12 protein-coding genes, 5 tRNA genes and 1 other RNA gene are annotated in these 16750 nt (G+C 57.2%); 11 read left to right on the top strand and 7 right to left on the bottom strand.

Annotated elements, in window-relative coordinates:
* Positions 1-22 precede the first annotated feature (22 nt).
* Complete coding sequence (locus tag ITX55_RS14885; RefSeq protein WP_223085194.1) at positions 23-2482, top strand: fimbria/pilus outer membrane usher protein; 2460 nt, start codon at positions 23-25, stop codon at positions 2480-2482.
* Between the two features lie 112 nt (positions 2483-2594).
* On the top strand, positions 2595-3575 hold the full coding sequence (locus tag ITX55_RS14880; RefSeq protein ID WP_052759889.1) for a fimbrial protein: 981 nt from the start codon (positions 2595-2597) through the stop codon (positions 3573-3575).
* A 157-nt stretch (positions 3576-3732) separates the two neighbouring features.
* On the opposite strand, the gene ITX55_RS14875 is transcribed toward ITX55_RS14880, so the two are convergent.
* Together ITX55_RS14875 and ITX55_RS14870 are read right to left on the bottom strand one after the other, a co-directional pair.
* Positions 3733-3808, bottom strand: a tRNA-Ala gene (locus tag ITX55_RS14875).
* Between the two features lie 60 nt (positions 3809-3868).
* Positions 3869-3944 (bottom strand) — tRNA-Ala (locus tag ITX55_RS14870).
* A 308-nt stretch (positions 3945-4252) separates the two neighbouring features.
* On the opposite strand from ITX55_RS14870, the gene ITX55_RS14865 reads away from it, so the two are divergent.
* Positions 4253-5038 (top strand): formate/nitrite transporter family protein, encoded by a 786-nt coding sequence (locus tag ITX55_RS14865; protein WP_044030747.1) that lies wholly within the window; start codon positions 4253-4255, stop codon positions 5036-5038.
* 70 nt (positions 5039-5108) lie between these two features.
* On the opposite strand, the gene gltX is transcribed toward ITX55_RS14865, so the two are convergent.
* A complete protein-coding gene (gltX, locus tag ITX55_RS14860) occupies positions 5109-6524 on the bottom strand; it encodes a glutamate--tRNA ligase (RefSeq protein ID WP_033643946.1) in 1416 nt (471 codons plus the stop codon).
* Positions 6525-6818: 294 nt separating this feature from the next.
* Here gltX and ITX55_RS14855 point away from each other — a divergent pair.
* From ITX55_RS14855 to ITX55_RS14840, 4 genes are all read left to right on the top strand, one after another.
* Positions 6819-6894 (top strand) — tRNA-Val (locus ITX55_RS14855).
* Positions 6895-6932: 38 nt separating this feature from the next.
* Positions 6933-7008, top strand: a tRNA-Val gene (locus ITX55_RS14850).
* A 7-nt stretch (positions 7009-7015) separates the two neighbouring features.
* Positions 7016-7091 (top strand) — tRNA-Lys (locus tag ITX55_RS14845).
* Between the two features lie 75 nt (positions 7092-7166).
* A non-coding RNA gene (locus ITX55_RS14840) (RtT sRNA) lies at positions 7167-7291 on the top strand.
* 84 nt (positions 7292-7375) lie between these two features.
* Here ITX55_RS14840 and ITX55_RS14835 read toward each other — a convergent pair.
* Positions 7376-7786, bottom strand: a complete 411-nt coding sequence (locus ITX55_RS14835; protein ID WP_108681671.1) for a GNAT family N-acetyltransferase — start codon at positions 7784-7786, stop codon at positions 7376-7378.
* A 216-nt stretch (positions 7787-8002) separates the two neighbouring features.
* On the opposite strand from ITX55_RS14835, the gene fepB reads away from it, so the two are divergent.
* The 4 genes from fepB (at position 8003) to ITX55_RS14815 (ending at position 12146) form a co-directional block, all read left to right on the top strand.
* Positions 8003-9010, top strand: coding sequence for a Fe2+-enterobactin ABC transporter substrate-binding protein (gene fepB, locus ITX55_RS14830; RefSeq protein ID WP_042785145.1), 1008 nt, complete (start codon positions 8003-8005; stop codon positions 9008-9010).
* Between the two features lie 215 nt (positions 9011-9225).
* Positions 9226-10281, top strand: coding sequence for a Fe(3+)-siderophore ABC transporter permease (gene fepD, locus ITX55_RS14825; protein ID WP_108681673.1), 1056 nt, complete (start codon positions 9226-9228; stop codon positions 10279-10281).
* On the top strand, positions 10281-11318 hold the full coding sequence (gene fepG, locus ITX55_RS14820) for an iron-enterobactin ABC transporter permease (RefSeq protein WP_108681675.1): 1038 nt from the start codon (positions 10281-10283) through the stop codon (positions 11316-11318). Before fepD ends, fepG begins: the two co-directional genes overlap by 1 nt.
* Positions 11319-11339: 21 nt before the next feature.
* Positions 11340-12146, top strand: a complete 807-nt coding sequence (locus tag ITX55_RS14815) for an ABC transporter ATP-binding protein (protein ID WP_004936408.1) — start codon at positions 11340-11342, stop codon at positions 12144-12146.
* A gap of 28 nt (positions 12147-12174) precedes the next feature.
* Here the strand turns inward: ITX55_RS14815 and ITX55_RS14810 are convergent, their stop codons facing one another.
* The 3 genes from ITX55_RS14810 to budA all read right to left on the bottom strand — a co-directional run bounded on the left by ITX55_RS14810 (position 12175) and on the right by budA (position 16402).
* Complete coding sequence (locus tag ITX55_RS14810; RefSeq protein ID WP_046687583.1) at positions 12175-13761, bottom strand: ABC transporter substrate-binding protein; 1587 nt, start codon at positions 13759-13761, stop codon at positions 12175-12177.
* A 143-nt stretch (positions 13762-13904) separates the two neighbouring features.
* Positions 13905-15590, bottom strand: coding sequence for an acetolactate synthase AlsS (alsS, locus tag ITX55_RS14805; protein WP_033643950.1), 1686 nt, complete (start codon positions 15588-15590; stop codon positions 13905-13907).
* Positions 15591-15622: 32 nt separating this feature from the next.
* The gene (gene budA, locus ITX55_RS14800) at positions 15623-16402 is read right to left on the bottom strand and encodes an acetolactate decarboxylase (protein WP_033643951.1); all 780 of its coding nucleotides are present in this window, start codon (positions 16400-16402) and stop codon (positions 15623-15625) included.
* Between the last annotated feature and the right edge of the window lie 348 nt (positions 16403-16750).

Here is a 16750-nt window from a genome sequence, read left to right as displayed (position 1 = left end):
AAATTTGCAAGGGGATGCAAAAATGATGATAAGAAATAATACCACTCATAAAACATCGGTGTTGTTCTTTTGTGTTCTTTCTTCACCTGCGGCTCTCGCTGAAGATTATTTTGACCCCTCGGCATTAAACAGGAATCATCAGACTATTGTTGACTTATCCAAATTTAATAACGCGAGTCATCAACTGCCGGGCGATTACTGGGTAGATATCTATGTGAACAACGTGTTTTTTGCCAATCAAAAAGTGTCTTTCTATCATGCAGAAGGCATTTTGCAGCCCCGCATCCATCGCAGCGATCTCGATTCTTGGGGGGTTCGCATGGATAAAATAAAAACAGTCAATGACAGTGAACTGGCGGCATCCCCCATCAGTGAAATTATTCCTGGCAGCCAGGCTGTTTTTGATTTTAACAAACAAAGATTGGATTTAAATATCCCACAGGCATACATTGAAAATCATCCCAGGGACTGGGTTAACCCTGCACGTTGGGATGATGGCATCCGCGCCTTTTTGTTAGATTACAGTTTTAGCGGTACCGAGACGCGGAAAGCGAAAAATAAAGATAATCAATACTTAAATTTGCGCAGCGGTTTCAACTATGATGCCTGGCGCTTTAGAAACTATGCCACCTACTCAAGCCAAAACAGCGCCAAGTGGAAAAGCATTAACACCTATGCCGAACGCAGCTTTAGGGACAGTAAAAACACGCTGACCATTGGCGATAGTTCAACATCCGGCGACGTTTTTGACAGTTTCCAATTTCGCGGAGTGAAACTGGCAAGCGATCCGAGCATGTTGCCCGATAGCCAGAGAGGGTTTGCCCCGACGGTGAGAGGCATAGCGCAAAGCAATGCAGAGATCACTATAAAACAAAATGGCTATATGATTTATCAAACATATGTGCCTGCGGGGAGTTTTGAGATAACTGATATTTACCCTACCACTTCCAGCGGTGGGTTACAGGTGATCATCAAAGAAGCGGATGGTTCAGAAAGGAGTTTCTTTCAGCCTTTTTCCTCCGTTCCCATTATGCTCAGGGAGGACATGAAAAAAAATGAACTCACAATCGGAGAATATCGCTCTGCACTGGACGATAGCCAAAATGCTAAGTTCCTGCAGTCATCCGTAATTTATGGTCTTAAAGATGATAAAACACTCTATGGCGGTGCCATTATTTCAGAAAAACACCAGGGAATCTCTTTCGGCATTGGCAGCAGTCTGGGGTTGCTGGGCTCCCTCTCTGCAGATGTCACGCATAGCAAAAGCCGGTTGGTCACCGGGCAGGATCGTAATGGGCAACAATATCGTATCCAGTATGCAAAAAATATTGAAACAACGGGTACCAACTTTACGCTGGCCGGCTATCAATACTCAACGTCAGGCTACTTAAGCTTTTCGCAACTAAATGATATGAATGCCAATCTTAAAAGAAAGTGGCTGACACGCGGCGTAAAAAGAAACAAGTTGGTTATCAATATTAATCAGCCTATACGAGACTTTGGCAGTTTATATATCAATGGTTATCAACAGAACTATTGGCACAGCGACGCCGTTGAACGAAATGTTCTAATGGGATTCTCCACGAACCAATTTGGGGTTAGCTGCAATATTGGGTTCGGCTACAATAGCAGCCGCTATACGGACAGACCCGACAAGATCGCCACGCTCAATGTTCAGATCCCGCTGAACAAATGGCAATCAAACAGCTGGGTAAATTATACCTCAAGCAAGAGCAGCAAAGGAAAACTCAATCAACAACTGGGGTTAAGCGGAACCGCGCTGGAAAATAATCAGCTCAGTTATAACGTTTCTGCATCCCAAAGCAGCAATCGCCCCGGCAATGCTGGCAACAGTTCTGTTTATTATCGCAGCAGATATGGCGAAATAGGCGCCGGATACAGCTTTGATAAAGATATGCAGCGAATAAACTACAGTCTGCGAGGCGGCGCCGTGGCTCATCGCAACGGCATTACATTGTCCCAATCGCTGGGTGACACTATTGCTTTAGTTGAGGTGCCAAATGCACGCGATGTTGAAGTCATCAACAGTACCGGTGTAACGACCGATTGGCGAGGTTACGCCGTGGTGCCCTATATCAGCAGCTATCATAAGAATCGAATTAATTTAAATCCGCAATCCTTTGATGACTCTGTTGAAATAGAAAAAAATAGCCAAACGGTCATCCCGACGAAAGGTGCGATTGTTGTTGCCAACTTTGCCTCTCAAATCGGCAATCGCATTATTTTTAACGTTGCCCACCAGAGTACAGCGATTCCTTTCGGTGCCGTTGCGACATTGCTTACCGACCGAGGCAAGACGGGCATCGTCGGCAATAACAACACGGTTTATATGAGCGGCATGCCCGACTCAGGAACAATAGCGTTGAGCTGGGGAGCAGAAAGAGGTTGCCAGGGTAATTACAATATTGCCCCTAACAACCCTGTATCAAGAATTAAGCGTATTAATTTGCAGTGTGAATAAGACAAACACAATAAACCTCTATCGCTTGCCATATTCAATTTTAGAACATGGTAGCCAGTTACAAGCAGACTGATAAATCACCTGCGAGAGAACATCGCCAAAGGACATCAGCATGACGACATCAAGGCTAATCACAGCCGCCCAGATCGCCAAAACAGTAAGCATTCTGGTCTTGTTATTTTCTTTTTCAGCCAAGGGAGACGGTGATTGCCGTGCAATATGGCACAATCCACTACGCATCGAGCAATCCAGCATTACCGTCCCGGCTGGCGCCAAAATAGGCGATCTTATCGGCCAGGGAGAATCTAACTTTTCAGTAAAATTACTGGAAAATAACACGGGCTTCTCCTTGGGTGAGCGAGGCGACTTGGTTATGCAGCCCTTCTCCGATCTGACTGCGACAGACTTAAAGTACAATGGCATCACTGTCTATGAAACGAGTTGGAAGGGCGTCGGCATTGCCATGTCGCTTAATGACAAACCGGGCCTCATCGAGTTCTATGGCCCCCGCGAGACGCCTGTCGGCTATATCCTGGGCGCTAACTTTAAACATTATCTTATCAAGACAGGCGATATACAGCCTGGTACCATGCCCTTGTTCGCGCCTTTCTTTTTCAACTATGCCTGCTTAAGAGCCTCAAATGCCAGGAGATTGGGTCACGTTTATTATCCTGCCGTCAATATTGCCGTCGAGGGCTGTCGCCTGAACACGCCGTCGAAACAGGTTATTTTAGACAAGGTTAATCGGCGGGTATTTTCCGGTCCCGGCAGCGTGGCCGGGAATACTCCCTTCAACATCGCTCTAGAGTGCAATGCCAACACAAAAGTTGACTTGGAAATACGCGGGGAAACGGTTAATGGTCATCATCAAGTTTTGGCGATTACGCCTTCCACAGAGGCTGCCACCGGCATCGGCCTACAGATTCTGCACAACGGCGCTCCCTTTGAGTTGGGTTCCGCAACCAACGTATTAAACGAAACATTAATAGGGATAAATGAAATCCCACTCAGTGCGCAATATTACCAAACTGAAGAGAAAATCACGCCGGGAGAAGTCAATGCCGTCGCTCATTTCACCGTCTCATATCGCTGATTTTAGTATTGTTATGACGTGCCAAGACAAAATCGGACGCAATAGCGGCAACGTCTAGTAAGGCTATCAAGGAAAAATTTTGCGTAAAAGCAGCGGACAAAGGCAGCTAAAAGGATATAAAGCAAAAAGCCGACCCTAAGGTCGGCTTTTCAAATGGTGGTGGAGCTAGACGGGATCGAACCGTCGACCTCTTGCATGCCATGCAAGCGCTCTCCCAGCTGAGCTATAGCCCCACAAAAGTGGTACGCGTTGACCGGCGTTACGGCATTCCCCAACCTCTCTGAGAAGAAGGTTGGTGGAGCTAGACGGGATCGAACCGTCGACCTCTTGCATGCCATGCAAGCGCTCTCCCAGCTGAGCTATAGCCCCGTTCCACAATCACTTTGTGCTGTGAACGGGGCGCATAATATGAAACCCGCTCAAAGCTGTCAACGGCTAAATTGAATTACTGAATCAAGCGTTGAAAAAGCCGCCAAATCAGCATCTTTGGCGCCAAAAAATCATCACTTTGCGCAGAGTTCATCCATTTTGCGCGCTACTTCTCAAAATGGCAAAAGACCCTGCATATCACGTTGATTTTTAATTAACGGAATGTTAGCGAAATGCGCTTGAGTCGGGCTCCCGAGCGGCATAGACTGCCCGCGCCATAAACTTTATTACGATAAACCGAGTCCGTCATGTCTTTGCATTCACCAAAAGAAATCGCCGCCCTCGCCGTTCAGGCCGGGGTAAACAAAAGCCGCGCCCCTCTTGCTAATCTGCTGATTCTGGGCTTTCTCGCCGGCGCCTTTATCGCTACCGGCTTCCTGTTGGATATTCACGTCATCGGCACCCTGCCGGCCGAATGGGGCTCTTTCGGCGCGCTGTTGGGCGCCGCGGTGTTCCCTATCGGTTTGATCCTGACCATTCTGGCCGGCGGCGAACTGCTGACCGGCAACATGATGACCTTGCCAATGGCCTGGTTCGCCCGTGAAATTCCCGCCATCGCCGTGCTGCGCAACTGGTTTTGGGTCACCCTGGCCAACTTCGCCGGCAGCGTGGCCGTCGCCTACTTCTTCGGCCACCTGCTGGGCCTGACCGAAGGCGCGTTTTTACATAAGACGCTGGCGATCGCGCAGGCCAAAGTGGATGCGGACTTCCTGCACGCCTTCATTTCTGGCGTCGGCTGCAACTGGCTGGTATGCCTGGCGGTGTGGTTAGCCTTCGCCAGCAAAGATGTGCCGGGCAAAGTGATCGGCATGTGGTTCCCGGTCATGGCTTTTGTCGCCATCGGCTTCCAGCACGTGGTGGCGAATATGTTCATCATCCCGGCGGCCATCTTTGCCGGCGGCATGGGCTGGGAGCAGTATCTGCCTAATTTCGTCGCGGTATTTCTCGGCAATGCGCTGGGCGGCGCCGGCTTTGTCGGGTTGATGTATTTCCTCGCCTATCGCCCGGGATTGCCGGCCGGCGAACAAGCCTGATAAACGACAATAAAAAAGCCCCGGGATCGCTCTTCGGGGCTTTTTCTTTATGGATGGCGTATCAGGCTAATCAGGCCTGCGCTTCACGCTCGGCGATGTAAGCCAGCGCCATATCGATGCGCTGCAGCGAACGCTTCTGGCCGATCGCATGCACGGTCACGTCCATGCCCGGCGACTGGCCGGCGCCGGTCACCGCCACGCGCAGCGGCATGCCGACTTTGCCCATGCCGACGCCCAGCTCATCCGCCGTGCCCTGAATGGCGTCGTGCACGTTTTCCGGCGTCCAGACGGTGATGGCGGCCAGCTTGGCGCGCACCGCTTCCAGCGGCTGACGCGCGACCGGACGCAGGTGCTTCTTGGCGGCGTCGGCGTCGAACTCGCTGAAGTCTTCGTAGAAGTAACGGCAAGACTCCGCCATCTCTTTCAGCGTCTTGCAGCGCTCGCCCAGCAGCTTGACGATATCCTTCAGTTCCGGCCCGTTGCGGGTTTCAATGCCCAGTTGCTCAACATGCCATGCCAGATGCACCGCCACTTCTTCCGCCGGCATATGGTTAATGTAGTGGTGGTTCAGCCACTGCAGCTTCTCGGTGTTGAACGCGCTGGCGGATTTGTTGATCGCTTCCAGCGTGAAGAACTCTTTCATTTCGTCGATGGAGAAGATCTCCTGATCGCCGTGGGACCAGCCCAGACGCACCAGGTAGTTCAGCAGCGCCTGCGGCAGATAGCCGTCGTCGCGGTACTGCATCACGCCCACGGCGCCGTGACGTTTGGACAGCTTTTTACCGTCGTCGCCGAGGATCATCGACACGTGCGCGTATTCCGGCACCGGCGCGCCCAGCGCTTTGAGAATGTTGATCTGGCGCGGGGTGTTGTTGATGTGGTCTTCGCCACGGATCACGTGGGTGATTTCCATGTCCCAGTCATCGACAACGACGCAGAAGTTATAGGTTGGCGAACCGTCGGTGCGGCGGATGATCAGATCGTCCAGCTCCTGGTTGCTGAATTCGATCGGGCCACGAATTTTATCGTCGAAGATCACCGACCCTTCCTGCGGGTTGCGGAAGCGCACCACATGCGGCTCGTCGTCGGTGTGGCTGCACTGGCTGTCGCGGCAGTGGCCGTCGTAACGCGGCTTCTCGCCGTTTTCCATCTGCTTCTCGCGCAGCGCTTCCAGACGTTCCTTGGAGCAATAGCATTTATAGGCGGTGCCCTGCTCCAGCATTTCGTCGATGACCGCGTTGTAGCGATCGAAACGCTTGGTCTGGAAGTACGGGCCTTCATCCCAATCCAGGTTCAACCAGTTCATGCCATCCATAATTGCGTCGATCGCGTCCTGGGTAGAGCGTTCCAGATCGGTATCTTCGATACGCAGAACGAACTCACCGCCCGCATGGCGGCTGAACAACCAGGAATAAAGTGCGGTACGCGCGCCGCCGACGTGAAGATAGCCGGTCGGGCTCGGTGCAAAACGGGTTTTGATTTTCATTGGGTTCACTGCCTTATTACGCAACGCGTGTCGGCGATGGCCGACGATTGCTCGGAATTGAAAAAAGAGTGGACGACATTGTATCACCACGCGCTAATTCCTCAACGCCGACACGATATTGCGCCGGTCGATTTCGCGCGTTTTGCGGCGAGTTTCGCATAGCGTTGCGCAAAGAATCGGCGCCGTTGGCGATAATTATCGCGCCCTGCCTAAATTTGCGGCGAACGATTGAAATCATTTTAAAAACCGTTGACTCACTTTGAACTATCCCTATAATGCGACTCCAACAAGACGGGGCGATTAGCTCAGTTGGTAGAGCATCTCCTTTACACGGAGGGGGTCGGCGGTTCGAGCCCGTCATCACCCACCATCATTCTCTCGTTTAGCAGTGCCTGGAAGTCCTGAAGTGGGTGATTAGCTCAGTTGGTAGAGCATCTCCTTTACACGGAGGGGGTCGGCGGTTCGAGCCCGTCATCACCCACCACTTCTGCGGGTCGTTAGCTCAGTTGGTAGAGCAGTTGACTTTTAATCAATTGGTCGCAGGTTCGAATCCTGCACGACCCACCAATTCAGAAAAAAGCGCCTTTTGGCGCTTTTTTCGTTTCTGCGCCATCTGAATCTGCTTTTATCTTCTTACTGACATGGCCCACTGAGTCGTGCGGGTGAGATCCTGCGTTCAGGTTCGAGCATCGCGCAGCGATACGACAACGCGCAGCGTTGCCCGCAGGGTGAGGCCACAGGCCGAATCAATCCTGCACGACCCACCAATTCAGAAAAAAGCGCCTTTTGGCGCTTTTTTCGTTTCTAAAGACCGTATTATACAGCCCTCTTTATCTCTCGTCAGTGAACGCTCATCCGCCATGGCCCTTTGTCAGATCAATTAAACCTGCAGCGGTAGGGCGAAAACCGCACCCGCAATAAAAACCGATCAGATGGGGTTCGTAATCGACGTGCAGCCAGCTTGCTCCACGCATTTTTGCGATCGCTATCGCCGCTTGAACCAGCCCGGTCGCCACCCCCTGCCGTTGATAATGACGATGGACGCAGGTATCTAAAATAAACGCGTGCTTGCCACCGTCCCAAGCCACATTCACAAATCCAATCATCACATCTTCTGCGTAAGCGCCGATATGGGCCAAACTGCGGGATAATATCGCCGGCATGTCAGCCGGTAGCGGTTCTCCCCAAGCGGATAACCATAGCTCGTTCAACACAGGAAAAGCCGGATGAGGATCCGTTCGAAACTCAACATCCCGAACCATACGCCCCCTCTTAATCGATTAAGTCGAAACAGGAAACTTCTATCATCTCTCTATTATGGACAGGCCTCGTTAAAGCTGCCTGCGGTTGCCTGGGAAACACGAGATACGAATGGTTATCATTTTGACGGCTTGAATGGTAAATTAGCGGGCAAACACTCCCCAGCGATCCGCACGCGGATTGATACGCCTTTGTGCAAGGAAAGAAAGAGCCCGCTCATGACCCTATCCTTACGTCAGCTGTTTATTGCATTCATCGCCACTTCCAGCCTGTTGCTCAGCGGCTGCGGCCCGGACGACAAGAGCGACGGGCAGAAACCGTCCGCCCCCGCTGCCGACAGCAGTTGGCCGCGCACCATCGATAGCGCCAAAGGGAAGTTCACGCTGGAAAAACCGCCGCAGCGCATCGTATCCACCAGCGTCACCATCACCGGCACGTTACTGGCTATCGACGCACCGGTGGTCGCCAGCGCCGCCACCAGTCCAAATCCCCTGGTGGCCGATCAACAAGGCTTCTTTACCCAATGGAGCGAAGTGGCCAAACAGCGCCACGTCGAACGGCTGTATCAGGTGGAACCCAATGCCGAAGCCGTCGCCGCCGCTGCGCCGGATTTGATCGTCGTCGCCGCGACCGGCGGTGATTCGGCGCTGAAGCTGTACGATCAGCTGTCCGCCATTGCGCCGACGCTGGTGCTCGATTACGGCGACAAAAGCTGGCAACAGCTGGCCAGCGAGCTCGGTGAGATCACCGGTCACGAAGCCGGCGCCAAACAGGCGGAAGATCGTTTCGAGCAGCGCGTGGAACAAGTGAAGCAGGCGATTACCCTGCCGCCGCAGCCGACCACGCCGCTGGTGTATGCCGACAACGGCCGCGAAGCCATGCTGTGGACGCCGGGCTCCGCCCAAGGCAAGCTGCTGACCCAGCTCGGTTTCCAGCTGGCTACCCCGCCGGAAAGCGCCAAAGGCAACGCCAGCATGGGTAAACGCCATGACATCATCCAGATCTCCGGCGAAAAAATGGCCGAAGGCCTGAACGGCAAAACCCTGATCCTGTTCGCCACCAATGAGCGCAAAGTGCAAGAGGTGCTGGCCAACCCGTTCCTCAAACATCTGGAGCCGGTGGAACAGCGGCACGTCTACGCCGTCGGCAACGATACCTTCCGCCTCGATTACTACAGCGCCACCAACATGCTGAACCAAATCGAACGGCTGTTCAAAAAGCCCTGAATCACGCCGTCGGCAGGCCAGTCCCCTGCCGACGCTTTTCGCAAACGGGGCAACCATTCACATTCAATCAATTGAAATATCAATAGTTATTAACATCGTCCACGCGCCTTCGCCACCAACCGGCGGGTGCATGCGGGCGTAAACTCGTGTTACTATTGGCGCCCTTCACGAACGCAAATAACAATGAGAATAAAAATCATAAAGGAGTTACCGGTGTGAACGTACCCACTCCGACTGAGCGGACGCTTTCGTCCGCACCGCACGCAGCTTACGCCAGTGGCTTCAAACGCATCGCCGGGTTCGGTATCGGCTTGGCGTTGTTGTTGCTGTGCATCATTGCCAGCCTGATGCTGGGTTCCAAAGCCATCCCCTTCCATACCGTCTGGCTCAGCCTACAGGGCGCCGCGAGCGGCTCCGACAGCACCATCATTCTCAACGCCCGGGTGCCCCGTACGCTGGCGGGCATCTTGGCCGGCATGGCGCTCGGCGCCGCCGGCGCGCTGATTCAGGCGCTGACGCGCAACCCGCTGGCCGATCCCGGCGTGCTCGGCATCAACGCCGGCGCCAGCTTCGCCGTGGTGATCGGCATCATGTTTTTCGGCGCCGCCACCACCGAAAGCTATATGGCCTACGCCTTTGTCGGCGCCGCCGTCACCACCCTGCTGGTCTACCTGATAGGCACGCTGGCGGGCGGGCGCATCAACCCGGTGCGGCTGACGCTGGCCGGCGTGGCGATCGGCGCGGTGTTGCTCGGCATCACCACCGGGCTGTCGCTGATCGATCCGCAAACCTTCGACCAACTGCGCTTCTGGCAGGCCGGCACGCTGGATATCCGCACGCTGGCCACCCTGCCGGTGACCGCCCCCGCCATTTTGCTCGGCTGCCTGCTGACGCTGCTCATCGCCCGGCCGCTGAATACCATCGGCATGGGGGAAGATCTGGCTATCGCGCTCGGCGCGCGCGTAGTGCTGACTCAGGCGATCGCAGTGCTCGCCATTACGCTGCTGTGCGGCGCGGCGACCGCCACCGTCGGCCCGATCAGTTTCATCGGCCTGATGGTGCCACATATCGCCCGCTGGTGGGTCGGCCCCGACCAACGCTGGATCCTGCCCTACTCTATGCTGCTGGCGCCGATTTTACTGCTGTGCGCCGACGTGGTCGGCCGCTTGCTGGCGGCAGGTGAGCTGCGGGTTTCCATCGTGGCGGCCTTCATCGGCGCGCCGGTGCTGATCTGGCTGGTGCGCCGCAAGAAAACGCTGGGGGGTCTGTGATGAGTCTGCCGCACACGCTGCATATCGGCCGCCCGGACGGCGTCATCAACGGGCGCCTGCCGCTGCGCCTGCTGCTGGTCAACCTTTCACTGTTGGCGCTGTGTCTGGCGATGGCCGTCGCCGCCCTGTGCTACGGCACGCTGCAACTTTCGCTGGAGCAGGTTTTTGCCGCGCTGACCGGCGAGGCGCCGAAAAACCTGGTCACCGTGGTCACCCAATGGCGCTTGCCGCGCATCGCCATGGCGCTGCTGTTAGGCGCCGCGCTCGGCATGAGCGGCGCCATCTTCCAGTCGATTATCCGCAACCCGCTCGGCAGCCCGGACGTGATTGGCTTTAACATGGGGGCTTACACCGGCGCGCTGATCGCCATCACCCTGTTCAACGGCGGCTATTACTACATCGCCGGCGGCGCGTTGGCCGGCGGCATTCTCGCCGCGCTGGCCATCTACCTGCTGGCCTGGCGGCAAGGCATCGCCGGCTTCCGGCTGATCATCGTCGGCATCGCCATCAGCGCGGTGCTGGTCTCCACCAATACCTGGCTGATCATCACCGCCTCGCTCGAGCGCGCCATGGACGCCGCCATGTGGCAGGCCGGCTCGCTCAACGGCATGACCTGGCAGAAAGCCCAGCCCGCCACGGCGTTTATCGTGCTGGCGGCCGCCGCCGCGCTGTTGATGGGCAAACGGCTGCAGCTGCTGGAAATGGGCGACGACACGGCGCGCGCGCTGGGCGTGAACGCCGAAGGCAGCCGGCTGTGGCTGATGCTGTTCGGCGTCACCCTCACCGCCGCCGTCACCGCCACCGCCGGGCCGATTTCCTTTATCGCGCTGGCGGCGCCGCAAATCGCCCGCCGCTTGGCCGGGCAATCCTCGGTCACCCTGACGTCCTCGGCGCTGATGGGCGCGGCGCTGCTGCTCGGCGCCGACGTGGTGTCCCAACATCTTTTCGCGCCGATCCAACTGCCGGTCGGGATCGTGACCGTCTGCATCGGCGGCCTGTACCTGATTTGGCTGCTCATCCGTGAGGCCCGCAGATAGATAATGAAGAGTGATAATGCCATGAGCCACCGCCTGCACGCCTCGCACCTGAAGCTGGGCTACGACAATAAAATCATCGCTGACGATCTGAGCGTGGCGATCCCCGACGGCGCCTTTACGGTGATCGTCGGGCCGAACGCCTGCGGCAAATCGACGCTGTTGCGCGCCCTGTGCCGCCTGCTGAAACCCAGCGCCGGCGAGGTGATGCTGGACGGCAAGAACATCAGCAGTTTCGCCACCAAGGCGCTGGCGCGCGAGCTTGGCCTGCTGCCGCAAACCTCGATCGCACCGGACAGCATCACCGTGGCGGACCTGGTGTCGCGCGGCCGCTATCCGCACCAGAGCCTGCTGAAACAGTGGACACAGGCCGACAAACAGGCGGTGGAAGCCGCCATGGCGGCCACCAACGTCAGCCAACTGGCGGATCGCAGCGTCGACGAGCTGTCCGGCGGGCAGCGTCAGCGCGTCTGGGTAGCGATGGCGTTGGCGCAGCAAACGCCGCTGCTGCTGCTGGATGAACCGACGACGTATCTGGACATCGCGCACCAGATCGAGCTGCTGGATCTGTTCCGCCAGCTCAACCGCGAGCGCGGTCAAACCCTGATCGCGGTGCTGCACGATCTCAACCACGCCTGCCGTTATGCCGATCACATCATCGCCATGCGCGACGGCAAGATCGTGGCGGAAGGGAAACCGGCGGAGATCATTACCGCCGAACTGGTGGAGCGGGTGTTCGGCATGCCGTGCATGATCATCGACGATCCGCTGTCCCACACGCCGCTGGTGATCCCGCGCGGCCGCTACCACTGCGACGCGCCGCAGGCATGAAAAAGGCCGGGTTATCCCGGCCTTGTCGTTACTTCTCCAGCGACACCTGTTTGAAGATGTGTTTGCCGAACGGGTCTATCTCGTAGCCTTTCACTTCCTTGCGCACCGGTTCGAAGATGGTCGAGTGCGCAATCATCAACGCCGGCATCTGATCGTGCATTATCACCTGCGCCTGCTGATACATCGCCACCCGTTTGGCGTGATCGTTCTCCTCGCGCGCCTGCAGGATCAGCTGGTCGAACGGTTTATAGCACCATTTCGCCGAGTTCGAACCGCCGAGCGAAGCGCAGGTGAACAGCGGGCCGAAGAAGTTGTCCGGATCGCCGTTGGCGGTGGTCCAGCCCATCAGCGCGGTCTGGTGTTCGCCGTTTTTAATCCGCTGTAAATACTCGCCCCACTCGAAGGTGACGATTTTGGCGCGCACGCCGATTTTAGCCCAGTCGGCCTGGATCATCTCCGCCATGCGCTTGGCGTTGGGGTTATAGGGCCGCTGCACCGGCATCGCCCACAGATCGATGTCGAAGCCCTGCCCCAGCCCGGCCTCCTGCAACAGCTGCTTCGCCCGCTCCGGCGAATACGGGTAGTCTTCAAGCTGCGCGTTGCTGCCCCATTGAGCCGGCGGCAGCAGGTTCTTGGCCGGCTGACCGGCGCCGTGGAACACCGCGTCGATGATCGCCGGCTTGTTGACCGCCAGCGCCAACGCCTGGCGCACCTTAACGTTATCCAACGGTTTCTTCTGGGTGTTGAACGCCAGGAAACCGATATTCAAGCCGGATTTTTCCATTACCTGAATGTTGCCGTCCTGCCGCATGCGCGCCAGATCCGCCGGATTGGGGAACGGCATCACCTGGCATTCGTTCTTTTGCAGCTTGGCGTAACGCACCGCCGCATCCGGCGTGATCGAGAACACCAGTCGATCGATCTTCGGCTTGCCTTCCCAGTAGCGGTCGAACGCCTTGTAGAGGATTTTCGCGTCCTTCTGGTACTGCACCAGCTGGAACGGCCCGGTGCCGATCGGATCGTTGTCCACCCGCTGCGGCGTGCCGGCCTTCAGCATCGCGTCGGCATATTCCGCCGATAAAATGGTGGCGAAATACATGCCCAGATCGGCGACGAACGGCGCCTCGGCGCGGGAGAGCTCAAAGCGCACGGTGTGCTCATCCACCTTAACGATCCGGTCGATCAGCGTGCCGAACTCCATCGACTCGAAGTTGGTGTAGGCGCCATTGGAGACCTTGTGATACGGGTTGTTGGCGTCCTTCTGGCGCATAAACGAGAAGATGACGTCATCGGCGTTGAAATCGCGGGTGGGCGTGAAATATTTATTGCTCTGGAATGCCACGCCCTTGCGCAGATGGAAGGTATAGCGCTTGCCGTCTTCGCTCACCTCCCAGCTTTCCGCCAGGCTGGGTTGCAGCTCGACGGTGCCGGGTTTGAAATCCACCAGCCGGTTGTAGATCGCCGCCGAACTGGCGTCTACCGTGGTGCCGGAGGTGAACAGCTGCGGGTTGAAGCCTTCCGGCGAGCCTTCGGAACAGTAGACCAGCGTATTGGCCCGCGCGCCGCCGGCAATCGCCAACGCCAGCAGCCCGATCGTTATTGCTTTTCTTTTCATTGCGCTATCCCCAGTGGTGAAAAAACAGCCGAACGGATAGCAATAAATCATGCAGTTAGCGATGTAAAGGACAAATTCCGCGCATAAAAACGGGCAGGCGCGCAAGCGGCCTGCCCCGGTGAAACGGCGCGAGGATGATGAAATTAAATCATCTGGCTGAAGTTCATCTGCGCCATCAGCTTATAGTTATCGGCGTAGTCGACCGGAATGGCCACCACCACCGGCCCCTGGATCTCCATCGCCTTGCGCAGCATCGGCCGCAGATCTTCCACCGACTGCACGGCGAAACCGACCGCGCCGCAGGATTCCGCGTAGGCCTTGAAGTCGATCGGCCCGAACTCCACGCCGGATTTGCGCTGGTATTTGTTCACTTCCTGCATTTCCACCATGTTGTAAGCGTTATCGACCCAGATCACGTGCACGATGTTGTTTTTCAGCCGCACCGCGGTCTCCAACTCCATGCTCGACTGCATGAAGCCGCCGTCGCCGGAGATTGACACCACCTTATCGCCGGGGCGCACCAGCGCCGCGCCAATGGCCCACGGCAGCGCTACCCCCATGGTTTGCTGGCCGTTGGAGATCAACAGCTGGCGAGCGCGGAAGCTGTAAAGATAGCGGGCGATCCAGATGTGGAAACTGCCCATGTCCACGCACAGCGTCACGTCGTCGCTGACGATGTCCTGCAGCTCCTTGACGATGCGCAACGGATGGATCGGCATGCCGCCGCGGCGCGCGGCGCGTTCCGCCAATTCGGCGCGCTGGCGGCCGAGATCGGTCAGGATCAGTTCCACCTCCGCCGGGACGCAGACCGCCTCATTGAACGCTTCGGTCATCATGTTCAGCGTGGCGCTGATGTTGCCCACCAGCTCGACGTCCGGCCGATAGCAGGTATCGATGTCCGCCGGCAGCACGTCGATATGCACCAGCTTCAGCCGCCCGTGGCTGTTCCACATGCACGGATCGTATTCGATCGGATCGTAGCCGACGCTGACCACCAGATCGGCCTTTTGCAACAGCTGATCGGCCGGCTGGTTGTTGAACAGGCCGACGCGGCCGGCGAAGCGGGCAAAGTGATTGACGTCAATCACCCCCGCCGCCTGATAGGTGCCGACCACCGGCATATGGGTGCGGTACAGCAGATGGCGCACCGCCTCGCTGTTCTCCGGCCGGCTGGCCTGCAAGCCCAGCAGCAGCACCGGGCATTTGGCCTGGCGGATCAGTTTCACCGCCGCCTGAATGTCGTCCGCCGCCGCGGCCCCCATGCGCGGCAAGCGGCAGCCCGCCAGCACCGGCGCCGTGACCGGCTCATTGACGATATCCATCGGCAGGCTGACGAACGACGCCCCCGGCCGGCCGAACTCGGCGCGGCGGAAGGCGTTGGCGATCACCTCGGAAATCGCCGAACCGGCATGCACTTCGGCACAGTACTTGGTCACCGGCCGGAACATGCTGACGGTATCCATGCTCTGGTGCGTCTGCTTCAGGCTGTCGGCGCGTTTCACCGCGCCGCCGAAGGCCACCACCGCATCCCCTTCCGAGGTGGCGGTTGCCAGCCCAGTGATCAGGTTGGAGCTGCCCGGCCCGGAGGTGACCAGCGCCACCCCCGCCTTGCCGGTCAGGCGGCCGACCGCCGCCGCCATAAAGGCCGCGTTGGCCTCATGGCGCACCACTACCGTTTCGATCGACGGCGCATCTTCCAGCGAATCGAACACCCGGTCGATCTTGGCGCCCGGAATGCCGAAAACGTGTTTGACGCCCTGCGCTTCCAGGTTTTTCACCACCAAGTCGGCGCCGCATTGCCAGTCATTGCCTGTTTTTTCCTGTGCCATGGTTCCACCTCCTAAGAATACGATCGCCGGGATTAGCCCTCGGCGGAACGAATTGCGCGATCCAAATCCTCTGGACAGAGGTTGGCGCGCAAGAAATCCGCATCATGCGGTAACTGAAGATTGAGACGGGTGATGACGCCGAACTGCAGGCGGCCATGATCGAGCTGGTAATCCAGCACGTGGCCGCCGCCGCTGCGGTCGTCGGTAACGAAGTGTTCGTGATAGCCGGCCACGCCGATGCCCTGCATGTAATCGGGCGAGCGGAAGCCGACCAGCGTGCCGCGCCGCTGATGGAACGAGAAGGTCGGCTGCTCTTCTATCGCTTCCAGCATTGGGCGGTAAGGCCGTTCCTGACGCGGTACGGTGCGGGTTTCGACATGGCTGAACTCACCGTCGACCCGCACCGCGCAGAACAGGTTCGGCGAGGCGACCTGTTCATCGATGCATTGGTGCAGTTGCGCCTTGGTGATCGGCCGATCGAATTGCTGGCTGACGCTGGGCTGGAAAAAGGTGACGACGGCGAAAGGGGTTTTCTGTTGCAAACCGGCCGGGCGGGCGCTGCCGTCGGCGCGCAGCTGGTGTATTTCCTGATCGAACGCGATCAGTTCGCCATCCAGATGATTGAAGGTGCCGAGGCCGAAATCGCCGTGTTTCAGCAATTCGGCGATGGTGGTCTCCCCTTCATAAACCCCGTCGATGAGCGCGCTCATCAGCGAGATTTGATAGATTTCGCCCTCCCCGGCGTTGATCGACTGCCTGGCGAAACCCTGCGCCAAATGGCGCGCACAGGAACACCCGTGTTTTTCGTTCATGCTGACTCCTCCACCAGCGCGGAACTGCGGTTCCACGCGTTCAAAAGACCCGCCGACGGCGGGCCAAGATGCCCCTCAGGCGCGTTCATCAGTTGGAACGATTCAGCCTGAGGCGACAAAAAAACCGGCACGGCTGGCCGGCCGATATCCAGAAACAACAAGAAGATAAGCGAAAGTAAAGACTCACTAATCATTAAGGTTGAGTCGGATATCAAATTGAACGGTTAATCTGGTGTTGGAGCGACAATCAACGCCACAGGCGGCTGACGCAGCCTGGGAAAAACATCTGCTATTTGGTGCTAAACGCCGCGAGGTTTATGCATTTTCTCTCTATGCGGCCGGGATACG

Origin of the sequence: Serratia sp. EWG9, assembly GCF_019913725.1 — a bacterium.
GTDB classification, from domain to species: Bacteria; Pseudomonadota; Gammaproteobacteria; order Enterobacterales; family Enterobacteriaceae; genus Serratia; species Serratia ureilytica.
The sequence above is the reverse complement of the archived record's forward strand: the minus strand, read 5'-3'. Positions and strand labels throughout refer to the sequence as shown.

Excerpts from the sequence above, each read along its gene's own strand:
- fepB (WP_042785145.1), top strand. The coding sequence starts at position 8,003 with ATGACCCTATCCTTACGTCAGCTGTTTATTGCATTCATCGCCACTTCC.
- ITX55_RS14865 (WP_044030747.1), top strand. The coding sequence starts at position 4,253 with ATGTCTTTGCATTCACCAAAAGAAATCGCCGCCCTCGCCGTTCAGGCC.
- ITX55_RS14815 (WP_004936408.1), top strand. The coding sequence starts at position 11,340 with ATGAGCCACCGCCTGCACGCCTCGCACCTGAAGCTGGGCTACGACAAT.
- budA (WP_033643951.1), bottom strand. The coding sequence starts at position 16,402 with ATGAACGAAAAACACGGGTGTTCCTGTGCGCGCCATTTGGCGCAGGGT.
- ITX55_RS14835 (WP_108681671.1), bottom strand. The coding sequence starts at position 7,786 with ATGGTTCGGGATGTTGAGTTTCGAACGGATCCTCATCCGGCTTTTCCT.
- ITX55_RS14885 (WP_223085194.1), top strand. The coding sequence starts at position 23 with ATGATGATAAGAAATAATACCACTCATAAAACATCGGTGTTGTTCTTT.
- ITX55_RS14810 (WP_046687583.1), bottom strand. The coding sequence starts at position 13,761 with ATGAAAAGAAAAGCAATAACGATCGGGCTGCTGGCGTTGGCGATTGCC.
- alsS (WP_033643950.1), bottom strand. The coding sequence starts at position 15,590 with ATGGCACAGGAAAAAACAGGCAATGACTGGCAATGCGGCGCCGACTTG.
- gltX (WP_033643946.1), bottom strand. The coding sequence starts at position 6,524 with ATGAAAATCAAAACCCGTTTTGCACCGAGCCCGACCGGCTATCTTCAC.
- ITX55_RS14880 (WP_052759889.1), top strand. The coding sequence starts at position 2,595 with ATGACGACATCAAGGCTAATCACAGCCGCCCAGATCGCCAAAACAGTA.
- fepG (WP_108681675.1), top strand. The coding sequence starts at position 10,281 with ATGAGTCTGCCGCACACGCTGCATATCGGCCGCCCGGACGGCGTCATC.